This window comes from Mycolicibacterium vulneris, from assembly GCF_002104765.1.
In the GTDB taxonomy this organism is placed as follows: Bacteria; Actinomycetota; Actinomycetes; order Mycobacteriales; family Mycobacteriaceae; genus Mycobacterium; species Mycobacterium vulneris.
The window spans coordinates 127,801-141,765 of sequence record NZ_NCXM01000009.1 but is presented as its reverse complement, the minus strand read 5'-3'; the positions used below and the strand labels follow the sequence as shown (position 1 = coordinate 141,765).

The 13,965-nt window shown below is 68.6% G+C and carries 11 protein-coding genes and 1 tRNA gene; 9 read left to right on the top strand and 3 right to left on the bottom strand.

Annotation, left to right across the window (positions count from 1 at the left end; translation table 11 throughout):
• Nucleotides 1–3,678: a transcription-repair coupling factor gene (gene mfd / locus B8W69_RS10955; protein ID WP_085289840.1), complete on the bottom strand. Its 3,678-nt coding sequence runs from the start codon at nucleotides 3,676–3,678 to the stop codon at nucleotides 1–3.
• Between the two features lie 118 nt (nucleotides 3,679–3,796).
• Here mfd and lysA point away from each other — a divergent pair, with 118 nt between their 5' ends.
• Nucleotides 3,797–5,137 (top strand): diaminopimelate decarboxylase, encoded by a 1,341-nt coding sequence (gene lysA, locus B8W69_RS10950; RefSeq protein ID WP_085289891.1) that lies wholly within the window; start codon nucleotides 3,797–3,799, stop codon nucleotides 5,135–5,137.
• A gap of 63 nt (nucleotides 5,138–5,200) precedes the next feature.
• Here the strand turns inward: lysA and B8W69_RS10945 are convergent, their stop codons facing one another.
• Nucleotides 5,201–5,794: a TetR/AcrR family transcriptional regulator gene (locus B8W69_RS10945; protein ID WP_007776775.1), complete on the bottom strand. Its 594-nt coding sequence runs from the start codon at nucleotides 5,792–5,794 to the stop codon at nucleotides 5,201–5,203.
• A 160-nt stretch (nucleotides 5,795–5,954) separates the two neighbouring features.
• Between B8W69_RS10945 and B8W69_RS10940 the strand changes: the two genes are divergently transcribed.
• The 8 genes from B8W69_RS10940 to pth all read left to right on the top strand — a co-directional run bounded on the left by B8W69_RS10940 (nucleotide 5,955) and on the right by pth (nucleotide 12,196).
• Nucleotides 5,955–6,026 (top strand) — tRNA-Gln (locus B8W69_RS10940).
• A 124-nt stretch (nucleotides 6,027–6,150) separates the two neighbouring features.
• Nucleotides 6,151–7,635: a bifunctional UDP-N-acetylglucosamine diphosphorylase/glucosamine-1-phosphate N-acetyltransferase GlmU gene (glmU, locus tag B8W69_RS10935; protein WP_085289839.1), complete on the top strand. Its 1,485-nt coding sequence runs from the start codon at nucleotides 6,151–6,153 to the stop codon at nucleotides 7,633–7,635.
• Nucleotides 7,636–7,738: 103 nt separating this feature from the next.
• Nucleotides 7,739–8,719 carry a ribose-phosphate diphosphokinase gene (locus tag B8W69_RS10930; RefSeq protein WP_064953125.1) on the top strand — a complete coding sequence of 327 codons (981 nt, stop codon included), beginning with the start codon at nucleotides 7,739–7,741 and terminating at the stop codon, nucleotides 8,717–8,719.
• Nucleotides 8,720–9,076, top strand: coding sequence for an arsenate reductase (glutaredoxin) (gene arsC / locus B8W69_RS10925; protein ID WP_085289838.1), 357 nt, complete (start codon nucleotides 8,720–8,722; stop codon nucleotides 9,074–9,076). It abuts the gene before it with no gap.
• 32 nt (nucleotides 9,077–9,108) lie between these two features.
• On the top strand, nucleotides 9,109–9,732 hold the full coding sequence (locus B8W69_RS10920; protein ID WP_181447371.1) for an LpqN/LpqT family lipoprotein: 624 nt from the start codon (nucleotides 9,109–9,111) through the stop codon (nucleotides 9,730–9,732).
• 73 nt (nucleotides 9,733–9,805) lie between these two features.
• Complete coding sequence (locus tag B8W69_RS10915; RefSeq protein WP_085289836.1) at nucleotides 9,806–10,675, top strand: oxidoreductase; 870 nt, start codon at nucleotides 9,806–9,808, stop codon at nucleotides 10,673–10,675.
• 264 nt (nucleotides 10,676–10,939) lie between these two features.
• Nucleotides 10,940–11,608, top strand: coding sequence for a 50S ribosomal protein L25/general stress protein Ctc (locus B8W69_RS10910; RefSeq protein WP_085289835.1), 669 nt, complete (start codon nucleotides 10,940–10,942; stop codon nucleotides 11,606–11,608).
• 12 nt (nucleotides 11,609–11,620) lie between these two features.
• Nucleotides 11,621–12,196, top strand: a complete 576-nt coding sequence (pth, locus tag B8W69_RS10905) for an aminoacyl-tRNA hydrolase (protein WP_085289834.1) — start codon at nucleotides 11,621–11,623, stop codon at nucleotides 12,194–12,196.
• Between the two features lie 15 nt (nucleotides 12,197–12,211).
• Here the strand turns inward: pth and B8W69_RS10900 are convergent, their stop codons facing one another.
• A complete protein-coding gene (locus tag B8W69_RS10900) occupies nucleotides 12,212–13,846 on the bottom strand; it encodes a fatty acyl-AMP ligase (protein ID WP_085289833.1) in 1,635 nt (544 codons plus the stop codon).
• Between the last annotated feature and the right edge of the window lie 119 nt (nucleotides 13,847–13,965).

Genomic DNA, 13,965 nt, shown 5'->3' with positions numbered 1-13,965 from the left:
TCACGCCTGTCGCTCCTCACTTGCCATAGACGCAGGTAGTTCACTCGTTATACCAATGTCGGTCTGCGGTTTGCCCTGCAGTGCCGTCACCAGGTTGGCGACCATCTGCACCAGCTCGAGATCGCGCAGTCGCGGTGCGCCCACCCCGCCGGCCCGCGGTATCGGAACCTGCACGGTGGACGTCGTGGCGCGGTAGCTCGCGGCCGGGTACATCCGCTTGAGCCGCACCTGAGCCGAGTCCGGCAGCGTCATCGGCGAGAGCCGCACGGTCGACGCCGACGCCGCCGACACCTCGGTGATGCCGGCGGTGCGGCACAGCAGCCGCAGCCGCGCCACCGCCACCAGCCGCAGGGCCGGTTCGGGCAGCGCCCCGTACCGGTCGATGAGTTCTTCCACCACGGCGTCGATCTCACCGTCGGAGGCCGCCGCGGCCAGCCGCCGGTATCCCTCCAGGCGCAGCCGGTCACTGGCGATGTAGTCCGGCGGCAGGTGTGCGTCGACCGGAAGGTCGATCCGCACGTCCTTGGGCTCCTCGGCCGTCGTGACGGTCTTGCCGTCGGCGGCCGCCCGGTAGGCCTCCACCGCCTCGCCCACCAGCCGGACATACAGGTCGAAACCGACCCCGGCGACGTGCCCGGACTGCTCGACGCCCAACACGTTGCCGGCACCGCGGATTTCGAGGTCCTTCATCGCGACCGCCATGCCCGCGCCCAGCTCGTTGTTCTGCGCGATGGTGGCCAGCCGGTCGTAGGCCGTCTCGGTCAGCGGCGAGTGCGGCGGATACAGGAAGTACGCGTAGCCGCGCTCCCGGCTGCGGCCGACCCGTCCGCGCAGCTGGTGCAGCTGCGACAGGCCGAAGGTGTCGGCGCGCTCGACGATCAGCGTGTTCGCGTTGGAGATGTCCAGCCCGGTCTCCACGATCGTGGTGCACACCAGGATGTCGTATTCGCGGTTCCAGAATCCCTGGACCGTGCGTTCCAGCCGTTCCTCGGGCATCTGCCCGTGCGCGACGACCACCCGCGCCTCGGGCACCAGCTCCCGGATCCGGGCCGCCGTCCGGTCGATCGAGCTGACCCGGTTGTGCACGTAGAAGACCTGTCCGTCGCGGAGCAGCTCGCGTCGCAGGGCGGCCGCGATCTGCTTGTCATCGTGCGGACCGACGTAGGTCAGCACGGGATACCGCTCCTCGGGCGGCGTCAGGATCGTCGACATCTCCCGGATTCCGGCCAGGCTCATCTCCAGCGTGCGCGGGATGGGGGTCGCGCTCATGGTCAGCACGTCGACGTGAGTGCGCAGCGACTTGATGTGCTCCTTGTGCTCGACGCCGAACCGCTGCTCCTCGTCGACCACCACCAGGCCGAGGTCCTTCCAGCGCACCCCGGTCTGTAGCAGCCGGTGCGTGCCGATCACCACGTCCACCGACCCGTCGGCGAGGCCCTCGATCACGGCCTTGGATTCCGCGCCGTCGGTGAACCGGGACAGACCCTTGACGGTCACTGGGAACCCGGTCATCCGGTCGGTGAAGGTCTGCAGATGCTGGTCGGCCAGCAGCGTGGTGGGGACCAGCACGGCGACCTGCTTGCCGTCCTGGACCGCCTTGAACGCCGCCCGCACCGCGATCTCGGTCTTGCCGTAGCCGACGTCGCCGCAGATCACCCTGTCCATCGGGATCGGCTTTTCCATATCGCCCTTGACTTCGGTGATCGCGGTGAGCTGGTCCACGGTCTCGGTGTAGCCGAACGCGTCTTCCATCTCGGCCTGCCAGGGCGTGTCCGGCCCGAACGCGTGTCCGGGGCTGGCCTGCCGCTTGGCGTACAGCGACACCAGCTCGCCGGCGATCTCGCGCACCGCGCGGCGGGCCTTGGTCTTGGTGTTGGTCCAGTCACTGCCGCCCAGCTTGCTCAGCGCGGGCGCCTGCCCGCCGACGTACCGCGACAGCTGATCCAGCGAATCCATCGGCACATACAGCTTGTCTGTGTTTTTTGCCGCACCACCACGGTTCTTGCTCGACGCGTATTCGAGCACCAGGTACTCGCGGCGGGCGCCGCCGACGGTGCGCTCGACCATCTCCACGAACCGGCCGATGCCGTGCTGATCGTGCACCACCAGATCACCGGCGGTGAGCGCCAACGGGTCAACGGTATTGCGCCGCTTGGCCGCCAGCCGCTTGCCCTCGACGGCCGTCACCCGGCTGCCGGTCAGGTCGGTCTCGGTGATCACCACCAACGTGGCGCCGGGGATGATGACGCCGTCGTGCAGCGGCCCCTTGAGCACACCGACCACGCCGGCCTTGGGTGCGGCACCCGATTCGAGCATGGCGGCCGGGGTGTCGCATTCGGCCAGCCGCTCGACCACGCGATGCGCGGTGCCGGTGCCGGGTGCGACGACGACGGCGTAACCGCCGGTGCTGACGTGCGCGCGCAGCATCGCGAAGATGCCGTCGATGTCGTGCTGATGTCCCCGGGCCGACGGCGCCGAGCGGATATCGAGTTCCACGGCCGACTCGTCGGACAGCTGGCTCAATGTCCACCACGGGTGCCCGGCGCGGGCCGCCGCGGCCCGCACCTCGTCGAGTTCGGCGAACCCCGACCCACCGAACTGCGCGACGTCGACCGGGGCGTCGGTACCCAACGCGGCGACCGACCACGACGCTTCGAGGAACTCGCTGCCGGTCTTGATCAGGTCGGCGGCCCGGGTGCGTACCTTCTCCGGATCGCAGATCAACACCGGTGTGCGCTCGGCCAATTGGTCGGTCAGCAGCACATGCTCGCCGGGCCGGAGCACCGGCAGCAGAGCCTCCATGCCGTCGACCGCGATCCCCTCGCCGATCTTGGCCAGCATGTCGGTGACGCTGCCGGTGATGGCGGGTTCGGTGGTCCGGTGCCGGGCGGCCAGCTCGGCGGCGCGCTCCCGCACCTCATCGGTCAGCAGCAGTTCGCGGCAGGCCACCGCGATCAGGGTGTCGACCTCGATCTCCGGGATCGAGCGCTGATCGGCGACCGAGAACATCCGCATCTCGCTGACCTCGTCGCCCCAGAACTCGATGCGCACCGGGTGCTCGGCGGTCGGCGGGAAAACGTCGAGAATGCCTCCGCGCACGGCGAATTCGCCGCGCCGGCCGACCATGTCGACCCGGGTGTAGGCCAGCTCGGCGAGCCGGGTGATCACGCCCTCGAATTCGATCTCCGTCCCGACCTTCAGCGTGACCGGCTCCACGAGGCCCAGCTGCGGCGTCATCGGCTGCAACAGCGAACGCACCGCGGTCACCACCACCTGCAGGGGCGGACCCAGCCGGGCATCGTCGGGATGGGCCAGCCGGCGCAGCACCGTCAACCGGGCGCCGACGGTGTCGACGCCGGGCGAAAGGCGCTCGTGCGGCAGCGTTTCCCACGACGGAAAGACCGCGACGGAATCGCCGAAGACCCCGCGCAGTTCAGCGGTCAGGTCGTCGGCTTCGCGCCCGGTCGCGGTGACTACCAGCAGAGGACCCAACCGCGCCAGCGCACAGGCGACGAATAGCCGTGCGCTGGCTGGACCCACCAGGCTCAACTCGGCAGGCGAAGCGGCCGCGCTGTCGATCAACTGCTGGAAGGTCGGCGCGGTGAGCGCCAATTCAACGAGCCCCGCGATCGGGGTTTCTGGGCGAGCAGCCCCCGGTGCGGTCATGATGAATTCCATTCTAGGGGCCCTCAGTGACAGGGCCGGACACACCGAACCACGTCAATATTGAGGTCGCCGCCGTCAAGGGATCGTAAGAACGGCACCACCCGAATACCCGCGGGTGCAGGTTGGATTCATGACATTGCTGGACATCCTGCCGTCGCTCGGTCACGCGACTTCCCGGCGTTTCGATCCCGCCATCTGGCCGATCACCGCCCACCCCGACGAGGAGGGCATGCTGTGCGTCGGCGGTGTACCACTGGCCGATATCGCCGACGAGTTTCACACCCCGGCCTACGTCATCGACGAAACCGACTTCCGGCATCGCGCCCGCCGCTACCGCAAGACGCTGCGCGGCGTCGAGGTGGTCTACGCGGGAAAGTCGCTATTGAGCACCGCGGTGGCCCGCTGGGCAAGCGAAGAGGGCCTCGGGATCGACGTCTGCTCCGGCGGCGAGCTGGCCGTCGCCCTTGCCGGTGGTGTCGACCCGACGCGCATCGTCATGCACGGCAACGCGAAATCGCCCGAGGAGCTGCGCCAAGCGGTGCGCGTCGGCGTCGGGCGCATCGTGCTGGATTCCGGCATGGAGATCGCCTACCTCGCCGGCCTGGCGCAACGGCGCCAACCCGTGCTCATCCGGGTGACCCCCGACATCGACATTCACGGACACCGCGCCGTCACCACCGGCGTCAGCGACCAGAAGTTCGGGTTCACGCTTCAAGGCGACCGCGCCGACGTCGCGGCCCAGCGCGTGCTGTCGCACCCGATTCTCGACCTCGTCGGCCTGCACTGCCACATCGGCTCGCAGGTCGCCGACCCGGCCCTGTACGGCGAGGCGATCCGCCGGTTGATCGCCGCGATGGCCGATATCCGTGCCCGGCACGGCGTCATACTCACCGAGCTGAACATCGGCGGCGGGCACGCCATCCCCTACGTCCCCGGCGATCGCGAGCTGAATCTCGAGGAACTGGCCGACGTCATCGAGAACGTCCTCGATGAGGCCTGCGCCGCCGAGCATTTCCCGCGGCCGCAGATCGTGGTGGAACCGGGCCGGGCCATCTGCGGCCGGGCCGGGGTGACGCTGTATCGGGTGTGCTCGATCAAGACCCAGCCGGGCGGACGCACCTTCGTCGCGGTCGACGGCGGCATGAGCGACAACCCGCGGGTGTCGCTGTACGGCGCGCAATACACGGCCGCGCTGGCCAACCGGCATTCGATGGGACTCAAGCAGCGGGTCACCGTCGTGGGCCGGCATTGCGAGGCGGGCGATGAGATCGCCCGCGACGTCGACCTTCCGGCGGACTTGCACCCCGGCGACCTGCTGGCGGTGGCCTGCACCGGCGCCTACCACCACAGCATGGCGTCGAACTACAACATGGTCGGGCGCCCCGCGCTGGTGGCCGTCAAGGACGGGCGGGCCCGCGAACTGGTTCGCCGGGAGACCGTCACCGATCTGCTGGCCCGCGATTGCGGCTAGCTCGTGGCGATCGCAAGCGCGGCGTAGCCGGGCGCAGCGGGTCGCCACCATCGGGTTGGCCGGCTACTCGTCCTGCAGCCGGGGGTCGGCCTCGAGGTGGGTCAGCCCGTTCCACATCAGGTTGACCAGGTGCGCGGCCACCACTTCCTTCTTGGGCTCGCGGGTGTCGAGCCACCATTGCGCCGTCATCGACACCGAGCCGACGAGCGCCTGCGCGTACAGCGGCGCCAGCCCCGGATCCAGCCCGCGACGGGAGAAGTCGCCGGCCAGGATGGAGCTGACCTGGTTGACGGCGTCGTTGAGCAGGCTGGAGTAGGTGCCCGAGCTGATGGCAGCCGGCGAGTCGCGGATCATAATCCGGAAGCCGTCGGTGCGCTCTTCGACGTAGGTGAGCAGCGCCAGGGCGACCCGCTCGACGCGCACCCGGGACCGGTTGTTGGTCAGCGACGAGGTGATGCCGTCGAGCAGCGCCGACATCTCGCGGTCGACGACGACGGCGTACAGGCCTTCCTTGCCGCCGAAATGCTCGTAGACGACCGGTTTGGACACGTTGGCGCGCAGGGCGATCTCCTCGATCGAGGTGCCTTCGTACCCGCGTTCGGCGAACAGCGTGCGCGCGATGCCGACCAGCTGTTGGCGGCGCTCGGTGCCGGTCATCCGCGCGCGCGGCGCCCGCCCCTCCTTGTCCGGTTCCTTGTCCAGCACGGCCACGTTGTTCAGCGTATCGGTCAACAGCCGACAAGCGGCCCGCATCGTCGTCAGACTAAAGTCTTGATGGCGCGGTAGGTCTCAACCGCCGCTCGCCATGGGTTAGCGATCCGTCGTGGTGTAATCGGCAGCACCTCTGATTTTGGTTCAGATAGTTCAGGTTCGAGTCCTGGCGACGGAGCTTCGATTGCCGGTTCCGATATCCCATCGTTTTTTTGCCTACACCGCAGCTGAAGTGACACGCTTGACGGCGTGTCGGCGCTTCCGCGCGCAGCCCGCGCGGGACGAACCCAAGAGGAGGGTCGATGTCGTCTCCTGGTGATACCGCGGTCCTGGTGCTAGCGGCCGGGCCGGGCACCCGGATGCGGTCGGACACCCCGAAAGTCCTGCACAACATCGGTGGACGCAGCATGCTGTCCCATCTCCTGCACGCGATCACCAAGGTGGTTCCTCAGCACCTGGCCGTCGTTCTCGGCCACGACCACGAACGGATCGCACCGCTGGTGGCCGACTGGGCCGACGCGCTGGGACGTCCCATCGACGTCGCGCTGCAGGACCGGCCCCGCGGCACCGGCGATGCCGTGCTGTGTGGCCTGTCCGCGCTGCCCGACGACTACGCCGGGGTCGTCGTCGTCACCTCGGGCGACACCCCGTTGCTGGACGCCGACACCCTGGCCGACCTGATCGCCTCCCACAACGCGGCGCCGGCCGCGGTCACGGTGCTGACCACGACCGTGAGCGACCCCAGCGGCTATGGCCGCATCCTGCGCACCCAGGACAACGAGGTCATGGCGATCGTGGAACACGCCGACGCCACGCCCTCGCAACGCGAGATCCGTGAGGTCAACGCCGGCGTCTACGCCTTCGACACCGCGGCGCTGCGCTCGGCGCTGAACCGGTTGAGCTCCAACAACGCCCAGCAGGAGCTCTACCTCACCGACGTCATCGCCATCCTGCGCGGTGACGGCCTGGCCATCCACGCCCGCCACGTCGACGACAGCGCGCTGGTCGCCGGCGTCAACAACCGCGTCCAACTCGCGCAGCTGGGCGCCGAACTCAACCGCCGCATCATCGCGGCCCACCAGATGGCCGGCGTCACCATCGTCGACCCCGCCACCACCTGGATCGACGTCGACGTCAGCATCGGTCGCGACACCGTCGTCCAGCCGGGGACGCAGTTGCTGGGCCGCACGCAGGTCGGCGGCCACTGCGTCGTCGGCCCGGACACCACCCTGACCGACGTCAGCGTCGGTGACGGCGCCTCGGTGGTCCGCACCCACGGCACCGCGTCGTCGATCGGCGCCGGAGCGACCGTCGGGCCGTTCACCTACCTGCGGCCCGGCACCGTGCTGGGCGACGACGGCAAGCTCGGCGCGTTCGTCGAGACCAAGAACGCCACCATCGGCACCGGCTCCAAGGTGCCGCACCTGACCTATGTCGGGGACGCCGACATCGGCGAACACAGCAACATCGGCGCGTCCAGCGTGTTCGTCAACTACGACGGCGAAAGCAAACGGCGGACCACCATCGGCTCGCACGTGCGCACCGGCTCGGACACCATGTTCGTGGCGCCGGTGACCGTCGGTGACGGCGCCTACACCGGCGCGGGCACGGTGGTGCGCAACGACGTCCCGCCCGGAACGCTGGCGGTATCCGCGGGTCCACAGCGCAATATCGAAGGCTGGGTGCACCGCAAGCGCCCGGGCAGCGCGGCCGCGCAAGCGGCCGAGGCCGCCGAGAAAGCCGCTGGTCAGAGTCCTGCGGAGGGCTCCACACCAAAAGCCGAATAGACACCGTGAATGTGCTACCTGGCAACCCGGCCACATTTCCGTACGATTCGCTTCGTACGATGGGGCCTTCCATCCCCCACCCCGATTTGGCGAGGGCAGTGCGTTGAGCCACGACTGGACCGACAACCGCAAAAACTTGATGCTCTTCTCCGGCCGTGCGCATCCGGAGCTGGCCGAGCAGGTGGCCAAGGAGCTCGACGTCCACGTCACCGCACAGACCGCGCGGGAGTTCGCCAACGGCGAGATCTTCGTGCGATTCCACGAATCGGTGCGCGGATGCGACGCCTTCGTCCTGCAGTCGGCCCCGGACCCGGTGAACAACTGGCTGATGGAACAGCTGATCATGATCGACGCCCTCAAGCGGGGCAGCGCCAAGCGGATCACCGCGGTCATGCCGTTCTACCCGTACGCCCGGCAGGACAAGAAGCACCGCGGCCGCGAGCCGATCTCGGCTCGGCTGGTCGCCGACCTGCTCAAGACCGCGGGCGCCGACCGGATTGTCACCGTCGACCTGCACACCGACCAGATCCAGGGCTTCTTCGACGGGCCGGTCGACCACATGCGCGGGCAGAACCTGCTGACCGGCTACATCCGCGACAACTACCCCGACGGCAACATGGTGGTCGTCTCGCCCGACTCCGGCCGGGTGCGCATCGCGGAGAAATGGGCCGACTCGCTGGGCGGGGTCCCGCTGGCGTTCATCCACAAGACCCGCGACCCGCGGGTGCCCAACCAGGTGGTGTCCAACCGCGTCGTCGGCGAGGTGGCCGGACGCACCTGCGTGCTGATCGACGACATGATCGACACGGGCGGCACCATCGCCGGAGCGGTGAAGCTACTGCGCGACGAGGGCGCCGGTGACGTGATCATCGCGGCCACCCACGGGGTGCTCTCCGATCCGGCCGCCGAGCGGCTGGCCGCCTGCGGCGCCCGGGAAGTGATCGTGACGAACACGCTTCCGATCGGCGAGGAGAAGCGTTTCCCGCAGCTGACGGTCCTGTCCATCGCGCCGCTGCTGGCCAGCACCATCCGCGCCGTCTTCGAAAACGGTTCGGTCACCGGGCTTTTCGACGGAGACGCCTAGATGGCGGTTAAGCCAGACGACGCCGTTATCTTCCACAACCCACGCTGCAGCACTTCCCGCAAGACGCTGGACCTGTTGCGTGACAACGGCTTCGAGCCCACCGTGGTCGAGTACCTGAAGACCCCGCCGACCCGGGCGGAGCTGGTGAAGATGATCCGCGACGCGGGCATCGGCGTGCGCACCGCGACCCGCAAGCGCGAGTCGCTGTACGAGGAGCTCAATCTCGCGGACGCGACCGATGATCAGTTGCTCGACGCCATGGTCGAACACCCCATCCTCATCGAACGACCCTTCGTCATCACGCCGAAGGGCACTCGGCTGGGCCGCCCGATCGACGCGGTCCGCGAGATTCTGTGAACCGGCTCGGCCGCCTCGTGGCCGCTGCCGCGATGGTTGCGGTGGCCTTCTCCGCGAGCGGCTGTGCACCGAAACCGCCTGATTACCAATCGATCCTGTCGAAGACCCCGACGACCACGACCACCAAGCCGGCGGAGAAGCCGGTCCCCCTGTCGCAGTATCTGCAAAGCATCGGGGTGACCGGAGAGCCGGTGGCACCGGGATCGTTGCCCGACCTGACGGTGTCGATCCCGACACCCCCGGGCTGGTCGCCGTTCACCAGCCCGAACATCAGTCCCCAGACGCTGATCATCTCGCAGGGCGGCAAGTTCCCGACGGCGCGGCTGGTGGTCTTCAAGTTGAATGGTGACTTCGATCCGGCCCAGGTGATCAAGCACGGAAACGACGATGCGCAATTGTTCGAGAACTTCAAGCAACTGGACGCCTCGGGCGCGCCCTACAACGGCTTTCCCTCGTCGATGATCCAGGGCAGCTACGACCTCGACGGTGGCATGCGGCTGCACAGCTGGAACCGCATCGTCATTGCGACCGGATCATCGCCCGCACACCAGCGTTATCTCGTGCAGCTGACCATCACCGGCTTCGCCAATCAGGCGGCCGCGCAGTCGAGCGACATCGACGCGATCATCCACGGATTCGTCGTCGCGGCGAAGTAGCGGCACCCTGCCGCCGGCATTCGACGCCGGGCACTGGGCGCTCCGGCGCGCGTCGCGATTAGTGTTGTCAGCCATGACTGGCTGGACCGCCGCAGATCTACCGTCGTTCGCCGAACGGACCGTCATCATCACCGGTGCCAACAGCGGGTTGGGCGCCGTGACCGCCCGCGAGCTGGCGCGACGAGGGGCCACGATCATCATGGCCGTCCGCAACATCCGCAAGGGCGAGACGGCAGCCCGCCAGATGGCCGGCCAGGTCGAGGTGCGAGAGCTCGACCTGCAGGACCTGTCGTCGGTGCGCCGGTTCGCCGACGGGGTGAGCAAGGCCGACGTGCTGATCAACAACGCCGGCATCATGGCCGCGCCCTTCGCACTGACGGTCGACGGCTTCGAGACCCAGATCGGCACCAACCATCTCGGGCACTTCGCGCTGACGAACCTGTTGCTGCCCAAGCTGACCGACCGGGTAGTGACCGTGTCGTCGATGGCGCACTGGCCCGGAAGCATCAACCTCGACGACCTGAATTGGCAGAACCGGCGGTATTCGCCGTGGCTGGCCTACAGCCAGTCCAAGCTCGCCAACCTGCTGTTCACCAGCGAGCTGCAGCGCCGGCTCGTCGCGGCCGGTTCCCCGCTGCGGGCGCTCGCGGCCCACCCCGGCTACTCGCACACCAACCTGCAGGGCGCCTCCGGCCGCAAGCTGGGTGACGCGCTGATGTCGGCGGTCACCCGGGTGGTCGCCACCGACGCCGATTTCGGCGCCCGGCAAACGCTGTACGCGGCGTCCCAGAATTTGCCCGGGGACACCTTCGTCGGGCCCCGATTCGGCCAGATGGGCCGAACCCAACCGGTCGGGCGCAGCCGGCGTGCCCGGGATTCGGCCACGGCGGCGGCGCTCTGGTCGCTGTCCGAGCAACTCACGAAGACCAGGTTCCCGCTCTGAGCCGCTGAGCCTCATCGGTCGCGTCCGCCACGTCAGTCTCCCGGCCGACCAATAGACGTTTGCCCGCCTTCGAGCGACAACGGGGTGCCACCCGGGCCCGGCGCCTGCTCTCCGAATTTCCCCTCTGAGGTGCGGATGCGCTAACCTGGCCGGGCGTCACGGCGAGGGTGGCTGGTTGGCCAGCACCGTTATCGACGGAGACCGACGAATCGTCGCGATCCTGGCCGTGCCCCGAAACACGAGCGAGCACACAGGAGCGACACGATGGCCAAGCAAGCACTCAACCAGTTGAAGGTCGCGGTCCGCGGCGAGACCGGCAAGGGTGCGTCCCGGCGAGCCCGCCGCGCCGGCAAGATCCCGGCCGTCCTCTACGGCCACGGCACCGACCCGCAGCACCTGGAACTGCCCGGCCATGACTTCGCCGCGGTGCTGCGGCACGCGGGCACGAACGCGGTGCTGAGCCTCGACATCGAGGGCAAGGAGCAGCTGGCCCTGACCAAGTCGCTGGACATCCACCCCATCCGCCGCACCATCCAGCACGCCGATCTGTTGGTCGTGCGCCGCGGCGAAAAGGTGGTCGTCGAGGTCCGCGTCCTCATCGAGGGCGAGGCCGTGCCGGGCACCCTGGTGACCCAGGACGCCAGCGCCATCGAGATCGAGGCCGACGCCTTGTCGATTCCCGAGCAGCTGACGGTGTCGGTTGAGGGCGCCGAGCCCGGCACCCAGTTCTCCGCCGGACAGATCACGCTGCCCAAGGGCGTCACCCTGATCTCCGACCCGGACACCCTGGTGGTCAACGTGGTCACCGCGCCGACGGCCGAGGAACTCGCCGAAGAGGGCGCCGGCGAGGTCACCGAGGAGGCCGCAGCGGCCGAAGGCGAAGAAGAAGCCGAGGCCGGCGAAGAAGAGGCCGCCGAGGCCGAGTCCGAGTAGGCGGATCACAACGTGGCCGAGCCGTTGCTGGTCGTCGGCCTGGGCAATCCCGGAGACAACTACGCCCGGACCCGGCACAACGTCGGGTTCATGGTCGCCGACCTGCTGGCGGCGCGGATGGGTTCGAAGTTCAAGGCGCACAAGCGTTCCGGCGCCGAGATCGTCAGCGGCCGGCTCGCCGGGCGCTCGGTGGTGGTGGCCAAGCCGCGCTGCTACATGAACGAATCCGGCCGTCAGGTCGGCCCGTTGGCGAAGTTCTACTCGGTGACACCGGGCGACGTCATCGTCATCCACGACGATCTCGACTTGGACTTCGGGCGTATCCGGCTCAAGATCGGTGGCGGCGAAGGCGGCCACAACGGCCTGCGTTCAGTTGCTAATGCCTTGGGCAGCAAGGACTTTCAACGGGTTCGCATCGGGATCGGCCGTCCCCCGGGACGCAAGGATCCGGCAGCGTTTGTGCTGGAGGCCTTCAACGCCGCCGAGCGCGCCGAGGTTCCCACCATCTGCGAGCAAGCCGCGGACGCGACCGAGTTGCTGATCGAACTGGGGCTAGAGCCCGCGCAGAACAGCGTCCACGCCTGGTAGCCCCGCCGGCCCGGACTAGGTGACCAGGCTGACGGACGTCGACCGGCGCAGCTTGCCCGACGGCGTCTTCGGGATGGTCCCCGGACCGAGCACCACCACGTTGCGCGGCCGCACGTCGACCTCGGCCACGACCTCTCGGGCGACCTGGTGCTCGATGCGACGTACCTCGGCCTGATCTTGGAAGGCGTTGGACTCCACGGCCACCGCGAACGTCTCGCGAGAGTGGCCGGCGTCCAGCCGGACCGCGACGGCGCAACCGGGCCGCACCCCCTCGACGCGGCAGGCGGCGCGCTCGATGTCGGTGGGATAGATGTTGCGGCCCGCCATGATGATGACGTCCTTGACGCGGCCGCAGACCACCACGTGACCCTCTTCGGTGAGGTAGCCGAGGTCGCCGGTGTCGTACCAGCCGTTCTCGTCCTGGGCCGAGATGAAGCCGCCCATGGTGAGGTAGCCCGGCGTCAGCGACTCACCGCGCAGCTCGATGACACCGACGCCGCGGGCGGGCATCACGTCGCCGTTCTCGTCGATGATGCGCGCCTCGAGGTCGCGCAGCAGCGGGCCGAGCGTGGCCAGCCTGCGGGTGTTGCCCTTGGTTGCGGGTACGGCGCGGCGCAGGGCGGCCAGCAGGTCCGCGTCCACCTCGTCGACCACCAGGCCGGCGTTGCACTCCGAGAACGACACGGCCAGCGTGGTCTCGGCCATGCCGTAGGCCGGCAGGATCGCCGAGGGGTTCAGGCCGAACGGTTTTCCGGCGTCGAGCAGGTCCTCGACGTCGGCGGGCTCGACGGGCTCGGCACCGGACAGGGCGAAGCGCAGGGTCGACAGGTCGAAGTCGCCGGCCTTGGCGTTGCGGCGCAGCCGCTTGGCCAGCAGCGCGTAGGCGAAGTTGGGCGCCGCGGTCATGGTGCCCTTGTACTTGTCGATGAGCTTGGCCCACAGCAGCGTGTCGCGCAGGAAGTCCATCGGCGTGACCTTTACCAGCTCGGCGCCGAAGTACATCGGGATGGTGAGGAAGCCGACCATGCCCATGTCGTGGAAGCAGGGCAGCCAGCTGACCATGACGTCCTTGGTGACGTCGTATTGGGCGCCGATGAACATCGCCTCGGCGTTGGAATGGATGTTGCGGTGGGTGATCTGCACCGCCTTGGGAGATCCGGTCGAGCCGCTGGTCAGCTGCATCAACGCGAGCGCATCCTCGCCGACCTCGACGGGCTCGACGGGCTCCGCCGCGAGCAGGTCGGCGACCGTGACGACCTTGATGCCCTTCTCCTCGAGCACCGGGATGGCCACCAGGAACGGCTCGGAGACGACGACGGCCTTCGCCTCGATCATGCCGATGACGTTCATGGTGTCCTCGGCCCACACGGCCAGGTCCGTGCGCGGCGTCGGCTGATGCAGCATGGTCAGGCTGGCCCCGCGCATCCACAGGCCCTGCGCCGTCGGCGCGATCTCCACCGGATAGCCGGCGAGCACGCCCACCGCGTCGTCGGGCCCGATGCCCGCGGCGGCCAGGCCACCCGCGATGCGGCGCGCGCGCTCGTGGACCTCGCCCCAGGTGTGGCGGACCGGTTCGTGGGGTTCACCGGTGACCATGCCCGTCGTCACGGACCGGGCATTGCGGTACATCTTCTCGGTAAACCTGCTCACAAAAACCTCCTGGGTTCCAGCCCTCGTCCCAATGCCCGGAATCTCATGTTCCGCCCGCCGGGTAACTCTTCGCCGCAAGCACGCAAACACAGTTGGGCGGCGGTTAGGTCTCGGATCGG

Excerpts from the sequence above, each read along its gene's own strand:
- lysA (WP_085289891.1), top strand. The coding sequence starts at position 3,797 with ATGACATTGCTGGACATCCTGCCGTCGCTCGGTCACGCGACTTCCCGG.
- B8W69_RS10915 (WP_085289836.1), top strand. The coding sequence starts at position 9,806 with ATGACTGGCTGGACCGCCGCAGATCTACCGTCGTTCGCCGAACGGACC.
- mfd (WP_085289840.1), bottom strand. The coding sequence starts at position 3,678 with ATGGAATTCATCATGACCGCACCGGGGGCTGCTCGCCCAGAAACCCCG.
- B8W69_RS10920 (WP_181447371.1), top strand. The coding sequence starts at position 9,109 with ATGGTTGCGGTGGCCTTCTCCGCGAGCGGCTGTGCACCGAAACCGCCT.
- glmU (WP_085289839.1), top strand. The coding sequence starts at position 6,151 with ATGTCGTCTCCTGGTGATACCGCGGTCCTGGTGCTAGCGGCCGGGCCG.
- B8W69_RS10910 (WP_085289835.1), top strand. The coding sequence starts at position 10,940 with ATGGCCAAGCAAGCACTCAACCAGTTGAAGGTCGCGGTCCGCGGCGAG.
- B8W69_RS10945 (WP_007776775.1), bottom strand. The coding sequence starts at position 5,794 with ATGACCGGCACCGAGCGCCGCCAACAGCTGGTCGGCATCGCGCGCACG.
- arsC (WP_085289838.1), top strand. The coding sequence starts at position 8,720 with ATGGCGGTTAAGCCAGACGACGCCGTTATCTTCCACAACCCACGCTGC.